Origin of the sequence: Nostoc sp. FACHB-280 (genome assembly GCF_014697615.1) — a bacterium.
Lineage (GTDB): Bacteria > Cyanobacteriota > Cyanobacteriia > Cyanobacteriales > Nostocaceae > Nostoc_B.
The window spans coordinates 51771-70217 of record NZ_JACJSD010000040.1 but is presented as its reverse complement, the minus strand read 5'-3'; the positions used below and the strand labels follow the sequence as shown (position 1 = coordinate 70217).

The following is an 18447-nucleotide window of genomic DNA, read 5'->3' as shown; positions in this document are numbered from 1 at the left end:
ATCAATTGAAGACCTAGAATATTTATTACATCAACTCTTAAATGAAGGAGCGTTAATTATTAAATGGGGACGAAAACTCAAAAATAAAGGCGATACTATTATCACAATTTAAATGCACAAGAGCTTATCAAGCCTATCAGCCAAGGTTGGGTCTTGGGATATGAAAATGTCAATAATTTTCAAAATATTCGACTAGCTCAACGAATAGTTGGTAGCACTGTGGTGGGTTCTGTCCTGGATGCTAGTGGTGTAGATGGTGGTGGCAGAATTACAGTTCAAGGTAACATTGTCGAACTAATTAGCCGCCATGCAATTGTTACAAGTCAAACTCTAGGTATGAGAGACGGCCAAGACTTAACAATTAACGCTAAGAACTTAATTCTTCGGGATGGCGCACAAATTCGTGTTTCTACTTTCAACAAGGGGGATGGGGGAAATTTGAATGTCAATGCTTCTGATTCAGTGGAGTTAATTGGTGGGGTTTTTGAGCCAGGTGCGAATCGTTCTATAGCCACTGCATTGGTGAGTGATACTGTTGGTGATGGTCATGCAGGTGATATTACAGTTAACACTAGTAGATTGCGCCTAAAAAATGGTGCAGCAATTTCAGCTGGCTCTTCTGGTAATGTTATTAATTTAAATTCTTCAACTTCGACCTTCATACCAGCTAGAGGTAACGGAGGAAATATCACAATAAATGCTTCTGATTCAGTGGAGATAACTGGTATCTTAGCAGTAGGTTTTCCTAGCAATTTATCTGCCAGAACTAGAGGCCCTGGAGCCGCAGGTACAGTGACAGTTAATACAGCAAAATTATTGATCAGAGATGGCGGTATAGCTGTTACTAGTCAAATTCCAAGACTTCAACCTGGTACTCAATATCAAGGAAATGTCAATGAACTAGGTACAGCAGGTGCAATAAATGTAAATGCTGGCTCTATTCTGCTGGATGAGAAAGGACAAATCACCTCTAATAGTCAAGGTGGTGGAGGTGGGGATATTACGTTGCAGGTGCAAGATGTATTATTATTACGCCGCAATAGTCAAATATCCACAAATGCAGGTACAGCCAGAACTCCAGGAAACGGTGGCAATATTACCATCAATGCACCTAATGGTTTTATCGTCGCTACTCCCCAAGGAAATAACGATATTACAGCCAATGCCTTTTCTGGTGCTGGTGGTAGGATTATTATCAATGCCAATAATATATTTGGATTTGTGCCACGCACTCGCACTGACTTAGTACAACTCTTAGGTACTGAAGATTCCAGACAACTAAACCCCAGCCGGCTCCCCACCAGCGATATTACCGCCTTTTCCCAACAAAACCCTTCATTAAACGGTACTATTCAAATTAATACACCCGATGTTGACCCCAGTCGTGGTTTGCTCGAACTCCCCGCAGAACCATTTGATGCTTCACGGCAAATTGCCACATATTGTAAACCAGGGGGAAAATTCAAAAGAGGTTCTTTGATTGCTACAGGTAAGGGCGGAATTGCACCCAGTCCTACAGATCCTTTTATGGATGATTCGGTTTTAGTAAATTGGATTACTCTTGATGGTGAAAGTGAAAATAGCGTGAGTCATGTACCCCATCATATAAGTAAGCAAAAATTAGATTCTGTCACTCTAGAAACTCAAATTGTCCCCGCCCAAGGCTGGGTACAAGATGGTAAAGGTAATGTGACTTTAGTTGCCCAAGCACCAACTGTGACACCCCATAGTCCGTTACTCAATCCTGTTTCTTGTGCGGCTAATTTTTAACTGGTCGTGGCCAGAATACGTTTAACTATGAAAAAAATCAAAATCTTTTAAAGAGACAATTCTGGCTTTATTTAAACGGTAATGATAAGCAAACTTGCGTTGTAGAATATCCCATTGGATGCCTTGAGATTTATGATCAGAAGCATCCAGATGTTTTCTAACTGAATTAATTTTACCTAGCCAGGATGGATTATATACTTTTAATCCAGCTAAAGCTGCTGCCATTCCAATAGCATTACCTTCACCAGAATGAATTTTATGTATTTCTAAATAACGCGCTATCCAATCCCAATATTTGATAAACTCTCTAGCTTTTTGGCTATCTGCGGTAATCGCAAATAACGACTCGCCAACATAGCTAACATTCTCTAAAGATAAATCTAGTTTGTCAGCTATTTTCCGCAGATATATCAATCTTTCGGGATTATATTTCTGTGCGTGTTCTACAATATCTTCTACATGTCCTGCGGCTAAACCCTCTAAGTAGGGAATTTCTGGAGATATATCAGCAACAATTTTTGTATCTGCATCAATTTGTATAGCTGTGGGAAAATATTTGAAAGCTTCTTGGATGACAAATCGTTTATCATGGTAACAATGCAAAATGCCTGTTTGGTGTAATTTAAAAGCGATTACATTAGAACAAATTTGAAATTCTTCAGGTTTATCTGTGCCAATTAATAATGTAGTTCCTGGAGAATGTTTGTCTAGAGTTTCGGCAAGTTCCTGGGCTAATTTACGGTATTTAGCTTTAAATGCAAGGGTACAAAAGCAAAAATTTTGATTTAAGTAACTAGGCATATAATAAAGTAGTAACCAAAGTTAGTTTGAGGAAAACATTGAGATGTATTTGGTATGGCTTACTGCGGGATAAACCAACTTTATTAAATGCTTTGAGGTTTACCATGAATTCACTTAATTGTATAGAAATTTTCATTCTACTGGTTCAGTGATTATATTGAAATGTATCACAACTACATCTAGATATTTTTTATCTTTTTGTAAAAACTGCTACTAACTTTTTAATCAAAGTTACAGTAAGCAGTTAATTAAATGATTTTATTGATATGTATGGGACTAATATTTGATTTCTGCAATGTACGTAGGATGTGTTAGCAACAGCGTAACGCATCTACTGCAAAGTTTTCGGTGCGTTACTGAAATTTTTTCAGAAATCAAATCGGATTCCTATAGTTTTATATAAGTATAATTTAAGATTCCAAATTCATACTTTATACCAATTCAAAAAATTATGACTACAAAATTAGGTTAAGTGAAGGAACGGAACCCAACAAAGTCTAAAGAAGTTTGGTTTTCTCTATCCCTACACATAACCTATTGATTTATTTCATTCTGTTGTCTTAATGTTAGAGGATTGGTATTACCTGAGTATGACGAGGAGATGAAATAGTTATAAAATAATACGCTCGATTTTGAATTTAGTAATCTAGAATTAGTCGCAGACCTTTTTCCTTCACTAATTGATACTGATTTCTTAGCCAATTCGTTTAAGATAAAGAATCTAAATCCAGGGCTTGCATTCCTTGATTTTTGGCAAAAGAGAGCATACTACTCAATTGCAACCATACTAATAAGCAAGTCAGCAAACTCAGTGGTAGACCAATACCCAAGGCAATAATTGTGGGGAAGCCAAAGATGGCTAAACCTGAATAAAGGAAGAGGCTAACGCCAACAGTTATCCCGATAAATGGTACTAGTAGTTGTTGGGCATAAAAACGCGATTCGGATTTTTCTGTACTATTTTTTTGCCATTTCTGAACAATAATTTTAAGTGTGCCAGATAAACCAACACCAGAAGTTACAGCGATAAATAAGCCAATAGCTAGGAGTAAATAAGGTGGTTGTTGTGGAAAATAGTACATGAACTCTCCGAATTATATTAAAAGGTCAAAAAATTTACTGTTTGTAATAATATGCTACCAAAATAATAGGAGGTAAAATTACCTCCTGTTCTCAACTGAGAATTTGCAGGTTTCAGTGTGTGATACCTGATGCAGAATCTCCTAAATTAACAAAGGCTGTAGCTCTTGGTAAAATAGCGGCTACTCCTTCTCTAGAAAATTCGGTTAACAACCGAATTGCGACATCGATTAAACGATTAGGTTTGATGTCATCTTTGACTAAATCCCACAGGCGTTGTACTTCTTCTGTATGCAGACGGTCATCTTCTGTGAGGGCTAATACTAACTGTCGCCGCAGAAATTTACCTTCTTCTGATAACAGAAATTGCAGTCCCATTTGGGCTGTAGGTAATACATCAAAGTTACCATCTGTGCGGGCGATCGCAATTAAGTTTTCCAATCGCTGCCACTGGAATTTACCATCTTTAAACAGCACGTTTAGCAATCGTCGCCGCAATTGGGGAGACTCGCCTGTAAGTAAGCGTCGGGCAATGTAAGGATAACCAACCTCAACAATTTTAAAATTGGGGTTGAGGCTGAGGGCAATTCCTTCTTGTGTGACTAATGACCGAATAATTAACGCAAACTTAGCCGGAACTCGAAAGGGATATTCATACATTAATTCCGAAAATTCATCGGTAATGGTTTTGAAGTTAAAATCCCCAACATTCTTACCAATTGCATCGCCTAAAACAGCTTCTAATGCTGGTACAATCGGCTCAATATTGGTGTCGGCGGTCAAAAAACCCAAGTTGACAAAATCTGTGGCTAAGTCCAGATAGTCTTTGTTGACCAAATGTACCAAAGCATCAACTAAATTTTCTTTGCTGGTTTCTTCTAACTGATCCATCATCCCAAAGTCGATGTAAGCCATACGACCATCGGGCATAGCAAATAAGTTACCAGGATGGGGGTCAGCGTGGAAGAAGCCGAACTCTAGCAGTTGACGCAACCCAGCAGTGACAGCAATTTGGATAATAGCTTCAGGATCTAACCCAGCAGCGCGGATACTTGTTGTATCTGTTAGCTTCAAACCGTTGATCCATTCTAGGGTTAATACCCGACTGCTAGTGTAACGCCAATAAATTGCCGGAACTTTTACCTGGGGGTCGTTGCGGAAGTTGTGGGCAAATTTTTCGGCGTTCCGACTTTCGTTGATGTAGTCAATTTCTTCAAATAATTTTGTCCCGAACTCGTCCACAATTAAGGTTAAATCGTGACCGAGATTTAGGGGTAGCCAAGGTGCTAACCAACTCGCAGCCCAGCGCATTAAATAAAGGTCTAAGGTGAGAATTGGTCGGAGGTTGGGACGTTGTACTTTGACTGCGACTTCTTCACCACTAATCAAACGTCCCCGATAAACTTGACCTAAACTTGCTGCCGCTACAGGTGAGGGTGATAATTCACTGTAAACTGCTGATATGGGGCAATCAAGTTCTTTTTCGAGAATTGCATAAGCGATCGCATTATCGAAAGCTGGCAGTTGGTCTTGTAATTTTACCAACTCTTCTAAGAAATCTTTGCGAATCAGGTCAGGCCTGGTGGAGAGGGCTTGACCGACTTTAATGAAGGTGGGGCCTAGGCTTGTGAGTAGTTGACGCAACTGGGTAGCTCGCTTTCCCCGATTCTGCTCTACTTGATTTTGCCATTCATCCCACTTTAGACTCAAAATGAATCCAGCAAAAGACCAAATAATTCTCAGCAAGCGTCCCCATGCTAACCAGGGGCGGTAACGATAGTGACGAGCGATCGCTTCTGGATTGTACCGCTTTAGCTGAGCAGGTTGATACTGACCCACGCTTTTTGTTGCCTCTTCAACTGGGAAATCTACACTGTTGTTTTTTGGCATCCCAAAATACAAGCTGATTGCTCGTTAGGATAACCTTAGCTTTTTATAAAAAACTATTAAACTTTACCTTTTTTCGGGTACACACGCAGCCATAAAAGCTTACCGTGCTTGCCTAATTTTTTTATCTTTTTCTTAATTATACTTTATAAAAGTACAAAAAATCCCCGGAAATCGGTCAAAAACCAATTTGCAATAGTTAAAGAATTGTTAAGAAAAGGCTTTTTCTGGGTATATTGTTACTGAGCTTGGATGTGATTATGTTTATCTGCTACAAGTTATCAAGTTTGGCGGATGACTTGTAGCGATCGCACTTGCTCACTAGCGGTTCTTGTCGGTCTGCTGTAGGTGAGTTGTTAGCCTTTGATGCGCTTTTTAAAAGCACGTTTAAATGTAGAACTGAAACTAACTTCCACGATTACTCCTCGATCCGTTGTCTCAGTTCATTGATGTTGGAGGAAAACTTCAGTTCACCTTTTTGCTGTTCAATTTTTGCCGACTGAAAGTTGTCGTATATTTCTTCGCAGCGCTCTTCACGAAGGTATTGCTGCAACAAAATTTGAAGTTCACGCTTCTCATCCACGGAGAGACTTTTGATTACTTCGACCACATCACTAAAAGTCATCGATTGCAAGGCCTCATTGCATTCATCCATCATTCTAGGTGGCGAGGAACCAAGCTCTCAATATTCAAAAGGTGCGTGAATGAACTGTCACGCACCCTACAGGTATAACTAACCTCTAATCCCCAGCCTCTAGTCTCTACTTAGATTTCGCCTCTAAGTTTTCTAAGCGGCTTTTGAGTTCTTGGTTTTGTTTCTTAACTTGGTCGAGTTCTTCGCGCAATTGACGCAGGGCGGTTTCTGGGCCGATGTGTTTTTGGACATTGGCAATTTCTTCGTCAGCATAGCGACGCACGCGCCCATCGGGGGTTTGTTCAGCAAGCGATCGCAAAATGTCAATTGCTTTGGGTGTTTCCATTTTACCCAAGGCTGTAACTACTGCTACTTGGGTTAAGAAGAAGGTTTCTTTGGCGAGTTCAGCTAATTTATCTAAAATCCGTTCTAAGTTCACTGGTGTTTGACCAACAGAAATTCTACCTAAAGCCCGAATTGTGGCTAACCGCAAGGCTTGGGGAACTCCTTGTTTAGTATATTCCAGCAATAGATTTAAAGCGGCTTCCGAAGTTTTGAGTTCTGCTAAACCGTTAACTGCACCACTGCGGACTACTTCATTCCAACCAGCTTTTTCTTCTAAAACTGATTTCAGTAGTTTGATGACCTTTTCTTCCTTGGGCTTTTCATCCAGATTAGCAGCTGCGATCGCGCCAATGGCTGTAGCGGCGGCGGCTTCTACATAATAACTGCGATCGCCTTCTTGCACTATCTCTTTCACAGCCTTATAACTATCATGGGTTTTGATCGTCGCCAGTGCATTCACAACCGCACGCCGCACATAAGGACTTTTATCTTTTAAGCCCACCACTAAACCATCAAAGGCTTGATCTAATTTCACTTCTGCTAGTTGTTTAGCAACTTCCACTCGCACACCCCAAAATGGTTCTTTTGTCAATGCTTTAGATAATGCTTTGGTTGCTTCCAAGCCGCCTTTTTTCGCTAAAGCTGTCGCTGCATAAATGCGGGAAATTGGGTCAGGGTCAAATTCTAACTGTGCTTTCAACTCAGGAAGGGGATATTCCAGAGTGACAGTTTTTAAGAAATGATTGCCAACATCAAAGCTAATAAAATCTGGCTTGGCTGACAGTGGGAAGTAGAAGCTTTGTTCTGGTTGATTTACCCGAACGGTGAAAGTTGTCAGTTGCGCTGGTTCTCCCTTCTGCACAAAGCCGAAACCGATGGGGATTTTTAAGTCAAATAAATTCTTACTGCTATTTTTATCAGCTTGAGTTTGGGTAACTGTGACCTTGGCTAAATTTGCATCACCATCCCAAGAGTAAGCCACTTTAAAATCAGGATGACCGCCACGATAAACATATTGGTCGAATAAGAAAGCTAAATTTCTACCTGTGGCTTTATCAATGGCGCGGAGTAAGTCAATTGTTTCAACGGTTTTATGGGCATTGTCTTGGACAAAGGTGTGAATGGCGTGCCAGAATAATTCTTCACCCAATTCCGCCCGAATCATGTGATAAACACAAGACCCTTTTTCGTAGATATGACGGTCATAAAGTTCAATGGCTTCGCGGTAAACATGAGTTACCATTGGGCGGCGGTAACGGCTGCGATCTTCGCTTAAATAACTCCGCGCTTCTAATAAACGATAATATGCAGCTTCTTCAGCACTATATTCATGTTCTGTCCACATGACTTCGGAGTAAGAAGCCATACCTTCTTTAATCCAAGCATGAGACCAATGTTTAATTACTAGCAAATCACCAAACCACTGATGCGCTAGTTCATGAACAACTAAACTTTCGGTATTGCGGTTATCTAAAGCAGCGCGTTCATCTAAAAGACAACGGTCTGTTAATAAGGTGGTGGAAGTATTTTCCATCCCCCCAAAGATAAAGTCATCAACGCAAACTTGGGCATATTTGGGAAAAGCGTAAGGATAACCATACTTTTCACTTAAAAATTCGACCATGCGAGGAGTTTTGCCCATACTACGTTTAGCATCTGCTTCCCGGCCTTTTTCCACGTAGTAAGTCACTGGTTTACCTTGCCATTCATCTCGAATTTCAGCAAAGTCAGCCACCGCCAGAGTCATTAAATATGTAGGATGAACTTGCTGTTGTGACCAATGATAAATTTTTTCGGAACCTTCCTCGATGGTTTCGATTAATTCACCGTTAGAAATTGCTATTAATGGTTTGGGAACCCGCACGCGAATTTCAGATGTCGAGAGTTGTCCGGGATAGTCAAAACAGGGAAACCAAAAACGTGAGTCTTCGTCTTCTCCTTGAGTCCAGACTTGAGTGGGTTTGTGGGGATAGTGTTTGTCTGGTTGGATAAAGTATATACCGCGTTGGGGTTTTTCGGCGGAGTAGGCGATCGCAATTAAGATTCTTTTACCCAGTTCTGTCGGTTGGTCAAGTTTAATAGAAAGCTGTTCACCGTCGTAGTCAAACTTTTGCGCCACTTCATCTACTTGTACAGACTGGATATTTAAGTTGACTGCATCCAGTACTAAACGGTCGATTCCACTACGAATGGGTAATAAGCGAATACTACAACTGCCGTGATAACTTTGCTTGGGGATATCTAAGTGCAGGTCAAGAAAAATATGCTCTACCTGTCCAGGGCGATCTGGATTATAGTGTGGTCTGGCTCCCGGTAACTCAAAAGATTTGTGTCCGTTATTTTCTGTATCAAAATAGGAATGCGACATTGATGCTAAATGACCCTTTAATCTTAAAAAATCTAAGTAAGTTTACGAGAATCATGCTATTGGTGATGTTTACTCATCCAATAAGCGGATAGAAAATATGCCATCTTTGCAATTTTGGGGAGATTCCTATGAACCTTTCTCTGTTGCTGCGGGGATATTCTTGATGATTCTTCCTTGAGTACCAATACTCGGCAAATTTGCTGATGAGATTAGGATAGCTTGCAAATTTCCCATAGGCTATCTCTCAAGATGAATAACCAGCATTTACGGATTTTGCTTTGATCTCATTGAAGTATTTCTTTGGTGTTCTTTTTACTGCTTGTGTGTAGATTTACTAATTTTAACAGTGAAACCCGAAGAAATCGTGAAGTTTATCAATAATTCCGAGAACTCAACAATGACGTTTTTACTACCCTCGGTAAAAATCTGAGGAAAATGAGGACAGTAACAATGCCTGATAGTAAGTTAAAGTTTTTAGTACCTGCAATTGGCGCAGTCGTCGCTGTAGCAGGGGGTGTAGCAGTCTATACCTATTTGTTCAAAGGGCCATCTGGAGATATTTCTGGGGCTGTTGGTAGTGCTAAATTAGTTCCCGAATCAGCCTTGATGACTACTTATATTTCTACTGATGACCAAGTTTGGGCAAAATTACAGCAGTTCGGTACACCAGAAGCCCAAAAATTACTGGCAAAAAGTTTAGAAGACTTCAATAAAAATACTTTTAAAGGCAGTGATATTTCTTACGAGAAAGATATTAAACCTTGGATTAGTGGCGTGATGATTGCTGTTTTACCACCGAGTAAAACTCAACCTGCTCAGTTAAAACTTCCTGTCTATCGAGATAATCCACCATTAAAAGTACAACAAAGTACAAACATGCTGATGGTGATTGGGATCAAAGATAAATTAACTGCTTTGAATTTTGCGAATAAATTAAAAAATCAAAAAGGAGTAAAAAGTCAAGAAATTGACTATAAAGGTGAAAAAATTACAGAAACTATTGAGGAAAAGGGTAGACCAACATATAGTGTAGTTGTTAATAATAGTCATTTAATTTTAGCCCCTGACAAACAAGCTGTAGAAAAAGCAATTGATACCTACAAAGGTCAACCTTCTTTTGCTAGTAAGGAAGGTGCTAATCGTTTACTCAGCCAAAATGTAAATCTGCAAAATACTCTCGTGCAAGTTTATGTTCCAGACTACTCTGGGATGGTACAACAATTAGCAACAGCCAGCGCCCAAAGTAAAACTTTGCCGCCCCAAACCTTGTCACAGTTGAAGCAGGTAAAATCAATGGTGGCTGGTGTGGGTGTAGATGATCAGGGAGTGCGGGTAAAAGCGATCGCTAATTTAGATCCGCAACTCAGCAAATTCCAGTATCAAAACACACCAGCGAAGATATTAACGCTATTTCCTGGCGATACCTTTGCATTAATTAGTGGTAACGGTATTAGTCGTGGTTGGCAAACATTCACAGAACAGTCAAAAGATTATCCTGAAGTTCAGCAAACACTCCAACAAATCCGCACTCAGCTAAAATCTGCCGAGATTGACTTAGATAAAGAAATTTTTGGCTGGATGGATGGTGAATTTGGGATTGGAGCAGTTCCATCTAATCAAGGTGTGTTAGCAAGTGTGGGTTTTGGTGGTGCGCTGGTGTTTGATACAAGCGATCGCAAAACCGCAGAAGCCACCTTCACAAAACTTGACAACATAGCCAAAGCCCAAGGAGTTAACATCGCCACCCGCAACATCGGTGGTAAAGATGTCACAGAATGGCAAATACCTAAACAAGGCGCATTATTATCTCATGCTTGGTTAGACCAAGATACCGTCTTTTTAGCAGTTGGTGAACCTGTAGCCGAGGCTTTAGCTGCTGCTAAAAGCCCATCTCTCGATCAAAGCGATACCTTTAAAAATGTCACAGGTTCATTGCAACAACCCAACGGTGGTTATTTCTATGTAGATATGGATAAAACTGTGACTTTAGTAAACCGCCTTGCAGGTCAAGGTAGACCAATTCCACCTGATGTTAATGCTCTTTTAAGTTCTATTCGTGGTTTTGCTGCTACCGCCACTAGTCCAGATAAATCTACCAGTCAGCTAGAAGTTTTGTTAGCACTGAAGCCTAGTCAGAAGTAGGGAGTGGGGAGTGGGTGTGAGGGTATAAGGGTGTAGGGGTGTAAGGGGAATGTCACTAAGAAAATCTGAAACCCTTGTCAGGACTAAGTTTAGAGATATAGGGGGGTGGGGTGTAGGGGAAGAGTACTAATTTATAACTATGTAATGGTCGTTTTTATTCTTTTCTTTATACCCCTACCCACTCACAACTCCCTACTCCCTACTCCCTATTTAACTACTGTTTCACGGGAATTTGAATTTTAAACTCAGTTCCTTCACCGGGCTTAGATACACAATCTAACTTGCCGTGATGCTTTTCGGTAATGATTTGATAACTAATTGCCATACCCATACCTGTACCTTTACCAACAGGTTTAGTAGTAAAGAAGGGGTCGAAGATGCGATGTTTGACTTGTTCAGACATTCCAGGGCCATTATCTGCGATCGCAATTTCGATCCATTGAGTGCCAAAGGCTGAGGTACGGATAGTAATTTGTGGTTTTTTTGCGGTAGGGTTTTGACTATTCAAAAATGACTCTTCTAAAGCATCCATCGCATTTACTAATATATTCATCAATACTTGATTTAGTTGTCCAGCAAAACATTCGACCAAGGGTAAATTACCATAGTCACGAATAACTTCAACACCTGGATAGTCTTGTTTTTCCTTGAGACGGTATTGCAAAATTAATAATGTACTTTCAATACCTTCATGAACATCAACTGTTTTAAAATCGGCTTCATCCATGCGGGAAAAGTTTCGCAGCGATAAGACAATATTCCTAATTCTTTCAGTTCCCATTTTCATGGAAGGCAGAATTTTATCTAAATCTGCAATCATAAAATCTAAATCAATTTCTTCAGCTAATGCTTGTATTTCTGGGTCTTCATCAAGATAGCGTTCTTGGTATAGATGAAGTATTTGCACCAGACTTTGAATGTAGTCACTCAGGTGAGTTATGTTGCCGTGAATAAAATTGACAGGATTATTAATTTCATGGGCCACTCCTGCTACTAGTTGACCAAGACTGGACATTTTTTCATTTTGAATCGCTTGTGCTTGGGTGCGTTGTAATTCACTTAATGTTGTTTTTAGTTCAGAAGTACGTTCTTCTACTCGGTCTTCTAATTCTGCCTTACTTGCTTCTAAAGCAGTAAAAGATTGACGTAGTTGTTCAGCCATATAATTAAAAGACTGAGCTAATGTATTGAGTTCTTCTATTTTGCTAATATTTACAGCTTGTTCTAAGTCACCCGATGCCATTGCCTGACTAGCGCGATTGATTCGCAAAATTGGTTGGATAACCCAACTAGAAGTCAAATAACCAATAATAGTTGCCACTATTAATGCGGCTACACAGAGTAGAACTGTAATTTGAGTGTTCGTGATAATCTTGGCCATAAAAGCTTTTTCTGGCACACTCATAACTACTAACCAATCTAGTCCATATTGATCACGCCAAGGAGTAACATATACAAACTTTGTCTCTTTTGGCAGTTGCAATTTAAATTTTTTTTGTTCAGTAATTGACTGAAAACCATTAAATTTATTTTCGATATATTTGGCAGTATTTTTAATTACTGGATCTGTGCTATCTGTAGCTTTGATTCGTTGGACTTCGTTCTTAACTATTGCAAAAGTATCTTGCTTAGTAGAACTGGCAATTAACAGACCATTACGTTCGACAATAAATACCTGTCCAAAATTGCTAATATCTAAACGCCGCAAAAATTCACTCAACTTCAACAAATGAATGTCTGCGCCAACCATACCCAATAATCGCTCATTTGCGTCATATATAGGACGACCAGCAGAGGCAGTTATATAAGCACCATCAGGAGAATTCCAGGTGTAAATCCGCGACCAAATTGGTTTACCAGCTTTAATTGGTTCGGTATACCAACTTTCTTTAAAGTTATTGTATTCAAAAGTGTTATTGATGCGGATGCGATCGCCGCGAGAATCAATAGCGTAGTTGCGTCCATTCTTGGGTAATTTCCCATTCCAATCATCAATAGTAACTGTTTTACCATCGTAGCGGGCGGCTCCGAGTCCCTCACCGGTGGTTAAAGCTATACCAATGTAAGTAAGGTCATAAGCTTGCATTTCCTTCCAAAAATACTTACCAATAGTTTTGCGATCGCGTACATCCAACAATCCCATTGCGATCGCATCTGCATTAATCTGGTTTACCTTGTGGGGAATAGATAAATAAGCATCTAAATGCTGCTGTACTATGCTATTCGTCCGATTCATTAACTGATCTGCCAAGTCATTAACTGCTTGTCGTCCATTTTTAAATGACAGGTAGCCGACTAAACCCACTGCACCAAAGATTTGTAAGGCAAAAGGAATAATCAACACTAGTTGTAATGGAAAAGCTTTAACTTTGCGAGAGTCAGTCTTATTCATTCAATTTCTTTCTTCCAACCCAGGATGGAGGCAAATTTATACTTTGTGACATAGTATTCCCACAGATAACGGCTAACTCAACATTTAGAGAGAAAAATTAATTTTTGTAAATTACGGATGAGTTGATGTAGCATCTTCCAGAATTATCTAGGACGGTTATTCCCACCGGAAATTATCAACAGGATTTGTCAGAATGAAAGGTAATTTGAGGGCTAAAAAATGAAATTTTCCATTGACTCTGTGTACAACTGGTATCGCAATTTAATTCGTAATCCTAAATATCGCTGGTGGGTAATTTTAGGAACAATAGTTTATTTCATCAGCCCGATTGATATTGTTCCTGATATTTTTCCCATCGTCGGCGAAATTGATGATGTTTTACTGATGACACTATTAGTAACTGAGGTGTCTGGATTAGTAATTGATGGTTGGAAAGCGCGTAAAGGTGTAGAAACAACTAACACTACTACAAATCCTGCCGATACTTCTGATGATGCTGATTCCGCTGCAAAAACAGTTGATGTTGATGCTGTGTCGGTTAAATAGGTTTTTAAATCAATTATTTATGAACACCAAGATCCCTGATTTCTGTGAGAAATCGGGGATTTTTGCCTACTCCCAGTGGATTATTCTTTAATGTGTGAAAAATCTCACTGATGGCAGAAGTTTTACTGAGTCAGCTTTCCTAAAATCAGCTATGGAATAACTGAAACTAGCTAACAATGCGAATACTTCTGGTAGAAGATGACATCGCCCAGTTAGAACCCTTGCAAACAGCATTGTCTCAAGCTGGACATATTGTAGATGGTTTAGAAAATGGTGCGATCGCTCAATGGGCAATTACCCAGCGCGACTATGACTTATTGATATTAGACTGGATGCTACCAGAAATAAGTGGTTTAGACTTATGTCGGCAATATCGCAAAGCAGGTAAAACCTCACCTGTCTTGATGTTGACTGCAAAAGATACCACTGGCGAAAAAGTCACAGGCTTAGATGCTGGTGCAGATGATTATTTAGTCAAACCTACAGATTTATTTGAATTATTAGCCAGAGTGCGGGCTTTAAGTAGGCGATCGCCTGTTTGGCAAGGAGAAAAACTCCAACTTGAGGATCTGCAATTGCACATTTCCACACAGATTGTAGAACGAGGTGCAGCCAAGGTAGAACTATCTACCCGCGAATTTCAGTTACTAGAATATTTAATGCGTCACCCATATCAAATTTTAAGTCGCACTCAAATTGAACAAGCTTTATGGGAATGGGGTAGTGAACCAGAAAGCAATGCGATGACTACTTTAGTACGCCGTTTGCGCCAGCGTTTACAGTTACTAAATGCCGCAGACTGGCTAGAAACTATTTATGGGATGGGTTATCGTCTCAATCCTGATCGAAAAAATTAGTCATGTTCAACCGTAGCCGCCGTAACTTGGCTAGTTGGTTCACTCTCTCAATGGGCAGTATTCTTGTGATTTTTGCTGGGATTCTTTATTATCAAGAATCAGTCCAACAGCTAGAAGCTATAGATTTAATTCTTTATAAGAAATCTAGAGTAATTACATCCAGTGTGCGATATAAAGATTACCAAGGAGAAAAACGCGTATTCCTAAAAAATTTACCAGTTATAGGAAATAACCCCCCACCAGAAGATAGTGAAATAATTTACGCTCGTTGGTATGACACCCAAGGCAATTTAAAGCGTTATTTTGGTCAAACTCCTCATAATAAGTTAAATCCTATATTTACTTATCAAACATTAAAAATTAACAATAATCCTGGGTCAAATTCACAAGTAATTTTGTTACGAGAAATCACCTTGCCAGTGCAGTATCAAGGTGAGCTAATTGGCTATTTGCAAATGGCAATGCCGATGAATCGTGTCCAAGAAATACTCAATAAATTTTTACTTTTACTAATATCAACAGTCTTAATTACTTTAGTTATCACGAGTTTAACTGGATGGTTTCTCAGTGGACTAGCCATGCAACCTATCCAACTAAGTTACAAACAACTTGAACGCTTTACCGCCCATGCTTCCCATGAATTACGTACTCCTTTGGCAGCGATTTTGAGTAATGCTCAAGTTGGTTTACTCGCACCGATGGAAGATAGCAATAGTAAACATTTACGTCTAGAAAAAGTTGTAGAAGTCGCCAAATCAATGAATACATTGATTGGAAATTTGCTATTTCTGGCACGCCAGACAGGACGTTTAACTACTGAATCTTTAAAAGAAGTTGATTTGAACGATTTACTGAAGGAATTATTAAACTCTCCATCTGTAAAGACTGCTGCCAAACATTTAAATCTCAAGAGTGATTTACCAGAATCGCCAATTATGGTAAAGATAGATGCCGACTTAATATGTTTAGCTGTGATTAATTTGCTTGGTAACGCCTGTAAATATACTCCGGCTGGTGGAATAGTAGATGTACGTTTATTTAGTAAGTATAGTCAGGCAATTATTGAAGTAGAAGATAACGGTATTGGAATTGCTGCCGCAGATTTACCGCATATCTTTGAACAATTTTATCGGGTAGAACAACATCAGACAAATTCGGCAAATAGCTTTGGGTTGGGATTGGCGATCGCACAACAAATCATTGAAGCACATAGCGGGCATCTCAGTGTGAAAAGTGAACAAGGCAAAGGTTCTGTCTTTCAAATTAAACTGCCACTTTAAGAGTAAATAGAAACCTATAATTTCAGATCCCCGACTTCTTAGAGAAGTCGGGGATCTGGTCGTTCATAAAAGATGAAAAATGACACTGGTTGTCACTTTTATGTCACATTTATCCTGAATCATAAATAAGTAATTGATATTTTATTCCCCAACATTGCTCATTACACTCAATACTAAGCAGGAGTCGATGTGAGTAGACATGAAAAGTACAAGTTACTGGAAGGTTTAGCAACTACAGAAACCGCACCTAAGCCATCACTGACATTATCAGATGCTGTGGCGTTGATTGTCGGTATTGTGATTGGTGCAGGCATTTTTGAAACTCCCGCTTTAGTAGCAACCCAAGCAGGTAGCAGTCAAGCCGTATTGCTATTTTGGTTCATCGGTGGTTTGGTTTCTTTGGTGGGCGCGTTGTGCTACGCCGAGTTAGCTACAACCTACCCTGATGTGGGTGGAGTTTATTATTATCTTAAACGTGCCTTTGGGCGAGAGGTTGCCTTTTTATTTGCTTGGGCGCGGATGAGTGTAATTCAAACAGGTTCTATTGCTTTGTTGGCATTTGTGTTTGGTGATTACGCTTCGCAGATTTGGCAGCTAGGCAACTTTTCACCTTCAATTTATGCCGCAATGGCGATCGCATTCTTAACGGTTTTAAATATTATCGGCTTGCAACAAGGTAAGTGGACACAAAACTTACTCACGGCGGCGAAAGTCCTCGGTTTGTTGCTAGTGGTATTAATTGGCTTAACAGCAACCCCTAATCTTCCCACTCCTGTGGAATCAACCTCTACCGGAACTTGGGGACTCGCAATGGTGTTTGTTTTGTTGTCTTATGGCGGTTGGAATGAAGCTGCTTATATTTCCGCCGAAATCCAAAATCGTCAACGCAACATAGTGCGATCGCTTTTGTGGAGTATTGGCACAATTACTGTAATTTACTTGTTAATCAATCTTGCTTATCTGCGGGGATTGGGGTTAACAAATATGGCTAATTCCCAAGCTGTCGCCGCCGATTTAATGCGGAATTTTTGGGGCGAATCAGGTGCTTGGTTTATTAGTCTATTAATTGCGGTTTCAACTTTGGGCGCACTTAACGCCACTGTCTTTACTGGGGCGCGGACTAATTACGCTTTAGGACAAGATTTTGCCATCTTTGGTTTTATGGGACATTGGCGGCAACGTCCCAGTACACCTAGTTATGCTTTAGTATTACAAGCTGCGATCGCTTTGGCGTTGGTTTTGTTAGGTACGTTCACCCGCAAAGGCTTTGAAACAATGGTGGACTACACTGCACCCATATTTTGGTTTTTCTTTTTACTTTCAGGTGCATCGCTACTAGTGCTACGTAATCGAGAACCACAAATTCAGCGACCATTCCGCGTACCATTTTATCCCTTGACACCATTACTGTTTTGTTCAGTCTGCGGCTACTTACTTTATTCCAGTTTGGTATATACCGGCGTGGGCGCGGTTGTTGGTGTTGTAGTTGTAGCCGCAGGTATTCCGCTATTGCTGTGGAATCGTTACCGCCAAGTTCCCAGAGGTTAGGGACTAGAAAAATTAATATCTACGCCAACCTCTAACCTCTAGCCTCTATCCCCTTCATCATTTTTGCTTTAGGAGTAGATTCATGTTTCAAAAAATGTTGCTTTTATTTATTACAGGCGTTAGTGTCACCACTTTCGGAATTGCTGGATGCACTGCCCAACAACAAGACTCAGCCGCAGAAGTGCAACCACCTATTTTAACTGCTCAGACTGAAGCACCAACTACGACAACTCAACCTCAAGAACGCCCTGGTGATGTTCCTTATGTACCCACACCACAGCCTGTAGTTGATGCGATGTTGCAAGTAGCCAAGGTAGGTAAAAATGATGTGCTTTATGACCTTGGTAGTGGTGATGGACGAATTGTTGTGACCGCCGCCCAGAAATATGGTACACGTGGCGTAGGTATAGATATTAATCCTGAACGCATTCAAGAGGCTAACGCCAACGCCCAAAGGGCAGGAGTTACAGACCGTGTAGAGTTTCGTCAGCAAGACTTATTCAAAACTGATTTGAGTGAAGCTACTGTAATTACACTTTACCTATTGCCGGAAGTTAACCTCAGACTCCGCCCGGAAATATTAAAACTCAAACCTGGTACAAGAATTGTTTCCCACGCTTTTGATATGGGCGACTGGAAACCACAACAAACACTGCAAGTAGATGGAAAAACTATTTACTATTGGGTAGTGCCGAAAGAAATACCAGCAAATTTGCGATAAGTAATCTTACGAGGCTGGGTGTAAGGGTATATGGGTGTGGGGGTTTTGAATATCTACACCCCTATACTATTTCAAA

Annotated in this window: 13 protein-coding genes; 7 read left to right on the top strand and 6 right to left on the bottom strand. The window is 40.1% G+C overall.

Going from position 1 to position 18447, the window contains the following annotated elements:
• Positions 1-153 precede the first annotated feature (153 nt).
• Positions 154-1770 (top strand): S-layer family protein, encoded by a 1617-nt coding sequence (locus H6G75_RS24505; RefSeq protein ID WP_190982538.1) that lies wholly within the window; start codon positions 154-156, stop codon positions 1768-1770.
• Between the two features lie 21 nt (positions 1771-1791).
• Here H6G75_RS24505 and H6G75_RS24500 read toward each other — a convergent pair whose 3' ends face one another.
• From H6G75_RS24500 to H6G75_RS24480, 5 genes are all read right to left on the bottom strand, one after another.
• Positions 1792-2571: a hypothetical protein gene (locus H6G75_RS24500; protein WP_190982537.1), complete on the bottom strand. Its 780-nt coding sequence runs from the start codon at positions 2569-2571 to the stop codon at positions 1792-1794.
• A 707-nt stretch (positions 2572-3278) separates the two neighbouring features.
• The gene (locus tag H6G75_RS24495) at positions 3279-3653 is read right to left on the bottom strand and encodes a hypothetical protein (protein WP_190982536.1); all 375 of its coding nucleotides are present in this window, start codon (positions 3651-3653) and stop codon (positions 3279-3281) included.
• Between the two features lie 112 nt (positions 3654-3765).
• Positions 3766-5490 carry an AarF/UbiB family protein gene (locus H6G75_RS24490; RefSeq protein ID WP_190982543.1) on the bottom strand — a complete coding sequence of 575 codons (1725 nt, stop codon included), beginning with the start codon at positions 5488-5490 and terminating at the stop codon, positions 3766-3768.
• Positions 5491-5956: 466 nt separating this feature from the next.
• Entirely contained in the window at positions 5957-6196 is a 240-nt protein-coding gene (locus H6G75_RS24485) for a hypothetical protein (protein WP_242051631.1), read from the bottom strand.
• A gap of 103 nt (positions 6197-6299) precedes the next feature.
• Positions 6300-8885, bottom strand: a complete 2586-nt coding sequence (locus H6G75_RS24480; protein ID WP_190982535.1) for a M1 family metallopeptidase — start codon at positions 8883-8885, stop codon at positions 6300-6302.
• Positions 8886-9335: 450 nt separating this feature from the next.
• Between H6G75_RS24480 and H6G75_RS24475 the strand changes: the two genes are divergently transcribed.
• Positions 9336-11027 carry a DUF3352 domain-containing protein gene (locus tag H6G75_RS24475; protein ID WP_190982534.1) on the top strand — a complete coding sequence of 564 codons (1692 nt, stop codon included), beginning with the start codon at positions 9336-9338 and terminating at the stop codon, positions 11025-11027.
• Positions 11028-11241: 214 nt separating this feature from the next.
• Here the strand turns inward: H6G75_RS24475 and H6G75_RS24470 are convergent, their stop codons facing one another.
• A complete protein-coding gene (locus H6G75_RS24470) occupies positions 11242-13419 on the bottom strand; it encodes an ATP-binding protein (protein WP_190982533.1) in 2178 nt (725 codons plus the stop codon).
• A 219-nt stretch (positions 13420-13638) separates the two neighbouring features.
• Here H6G75_RS24470 and H6G75_RS24465 point away from each other — a divergent pair, with 219 nt between their 5' ends.
• From H6G75_RS24465 to H6G75_RS24445, 5 genes are all read left to right on the top strand, one after another.
• Positions 13639-13965 (top strand): YkvA family protein, encoded by a 327-nt coding sequence (locus H6G75_RS24465; RefSeq protein ID WP_190982532.1) that lies wholly within the window; start codon positions 13639-13641, stop codon positions 13963-13965.
• Between the two features lie 176 nt (positions 13966-14141).
• Positions 14142-14822 (top strand): two-component system response regulator RppA, encoded by a 681-nt coding sequence (gene rppA / locus H6G75_RS24460; RefSeq protein WP_190982531.1) that lies wholly within the window; start codon positions 14142-14144, stop codon positions 14820-14822.
• A 2-nt stretch (positions 14823-14824) separates the two neighbouring features.
• Complete coding sequence (locus H6G75_RS24455) at positions 14825-16102, top strand: cell wall metabolism sensor histidine kinase WalK (RefSeq protein WP_190982530.1); 1278 nt, start codon at positions 14825-14827, stop codon at positions 16100-16102.
• A 189-nt stretch (positions 16103-16291) separates the two neighbouring features.
• The gene (locus H6G75_RS24450) at positions 16292-17650 is read left to right on the top strand and encodes an amino acid permease (RefSeq protein WP_190982529.1); all 1359 of its coding nucleotides are present in this window, start codon (positions 16292-16294) and stop codon (positions 17648-17650) included.
• 82 nt (positions 17651-17732) lie between these two features.
• Complete coding sequence (locus tag H6G75_RS24445; RefSeq protein WP_190982528.1) at positions 17733-18371, top strand: cyclopropane-fatty-acyl-phospholipid synthase family protein; 639 nt, start codon at positions 17733-17735, stop codon at positions 18369-18371.
• Positions 18372-18447: the final 76 nt, after the last annotated feature.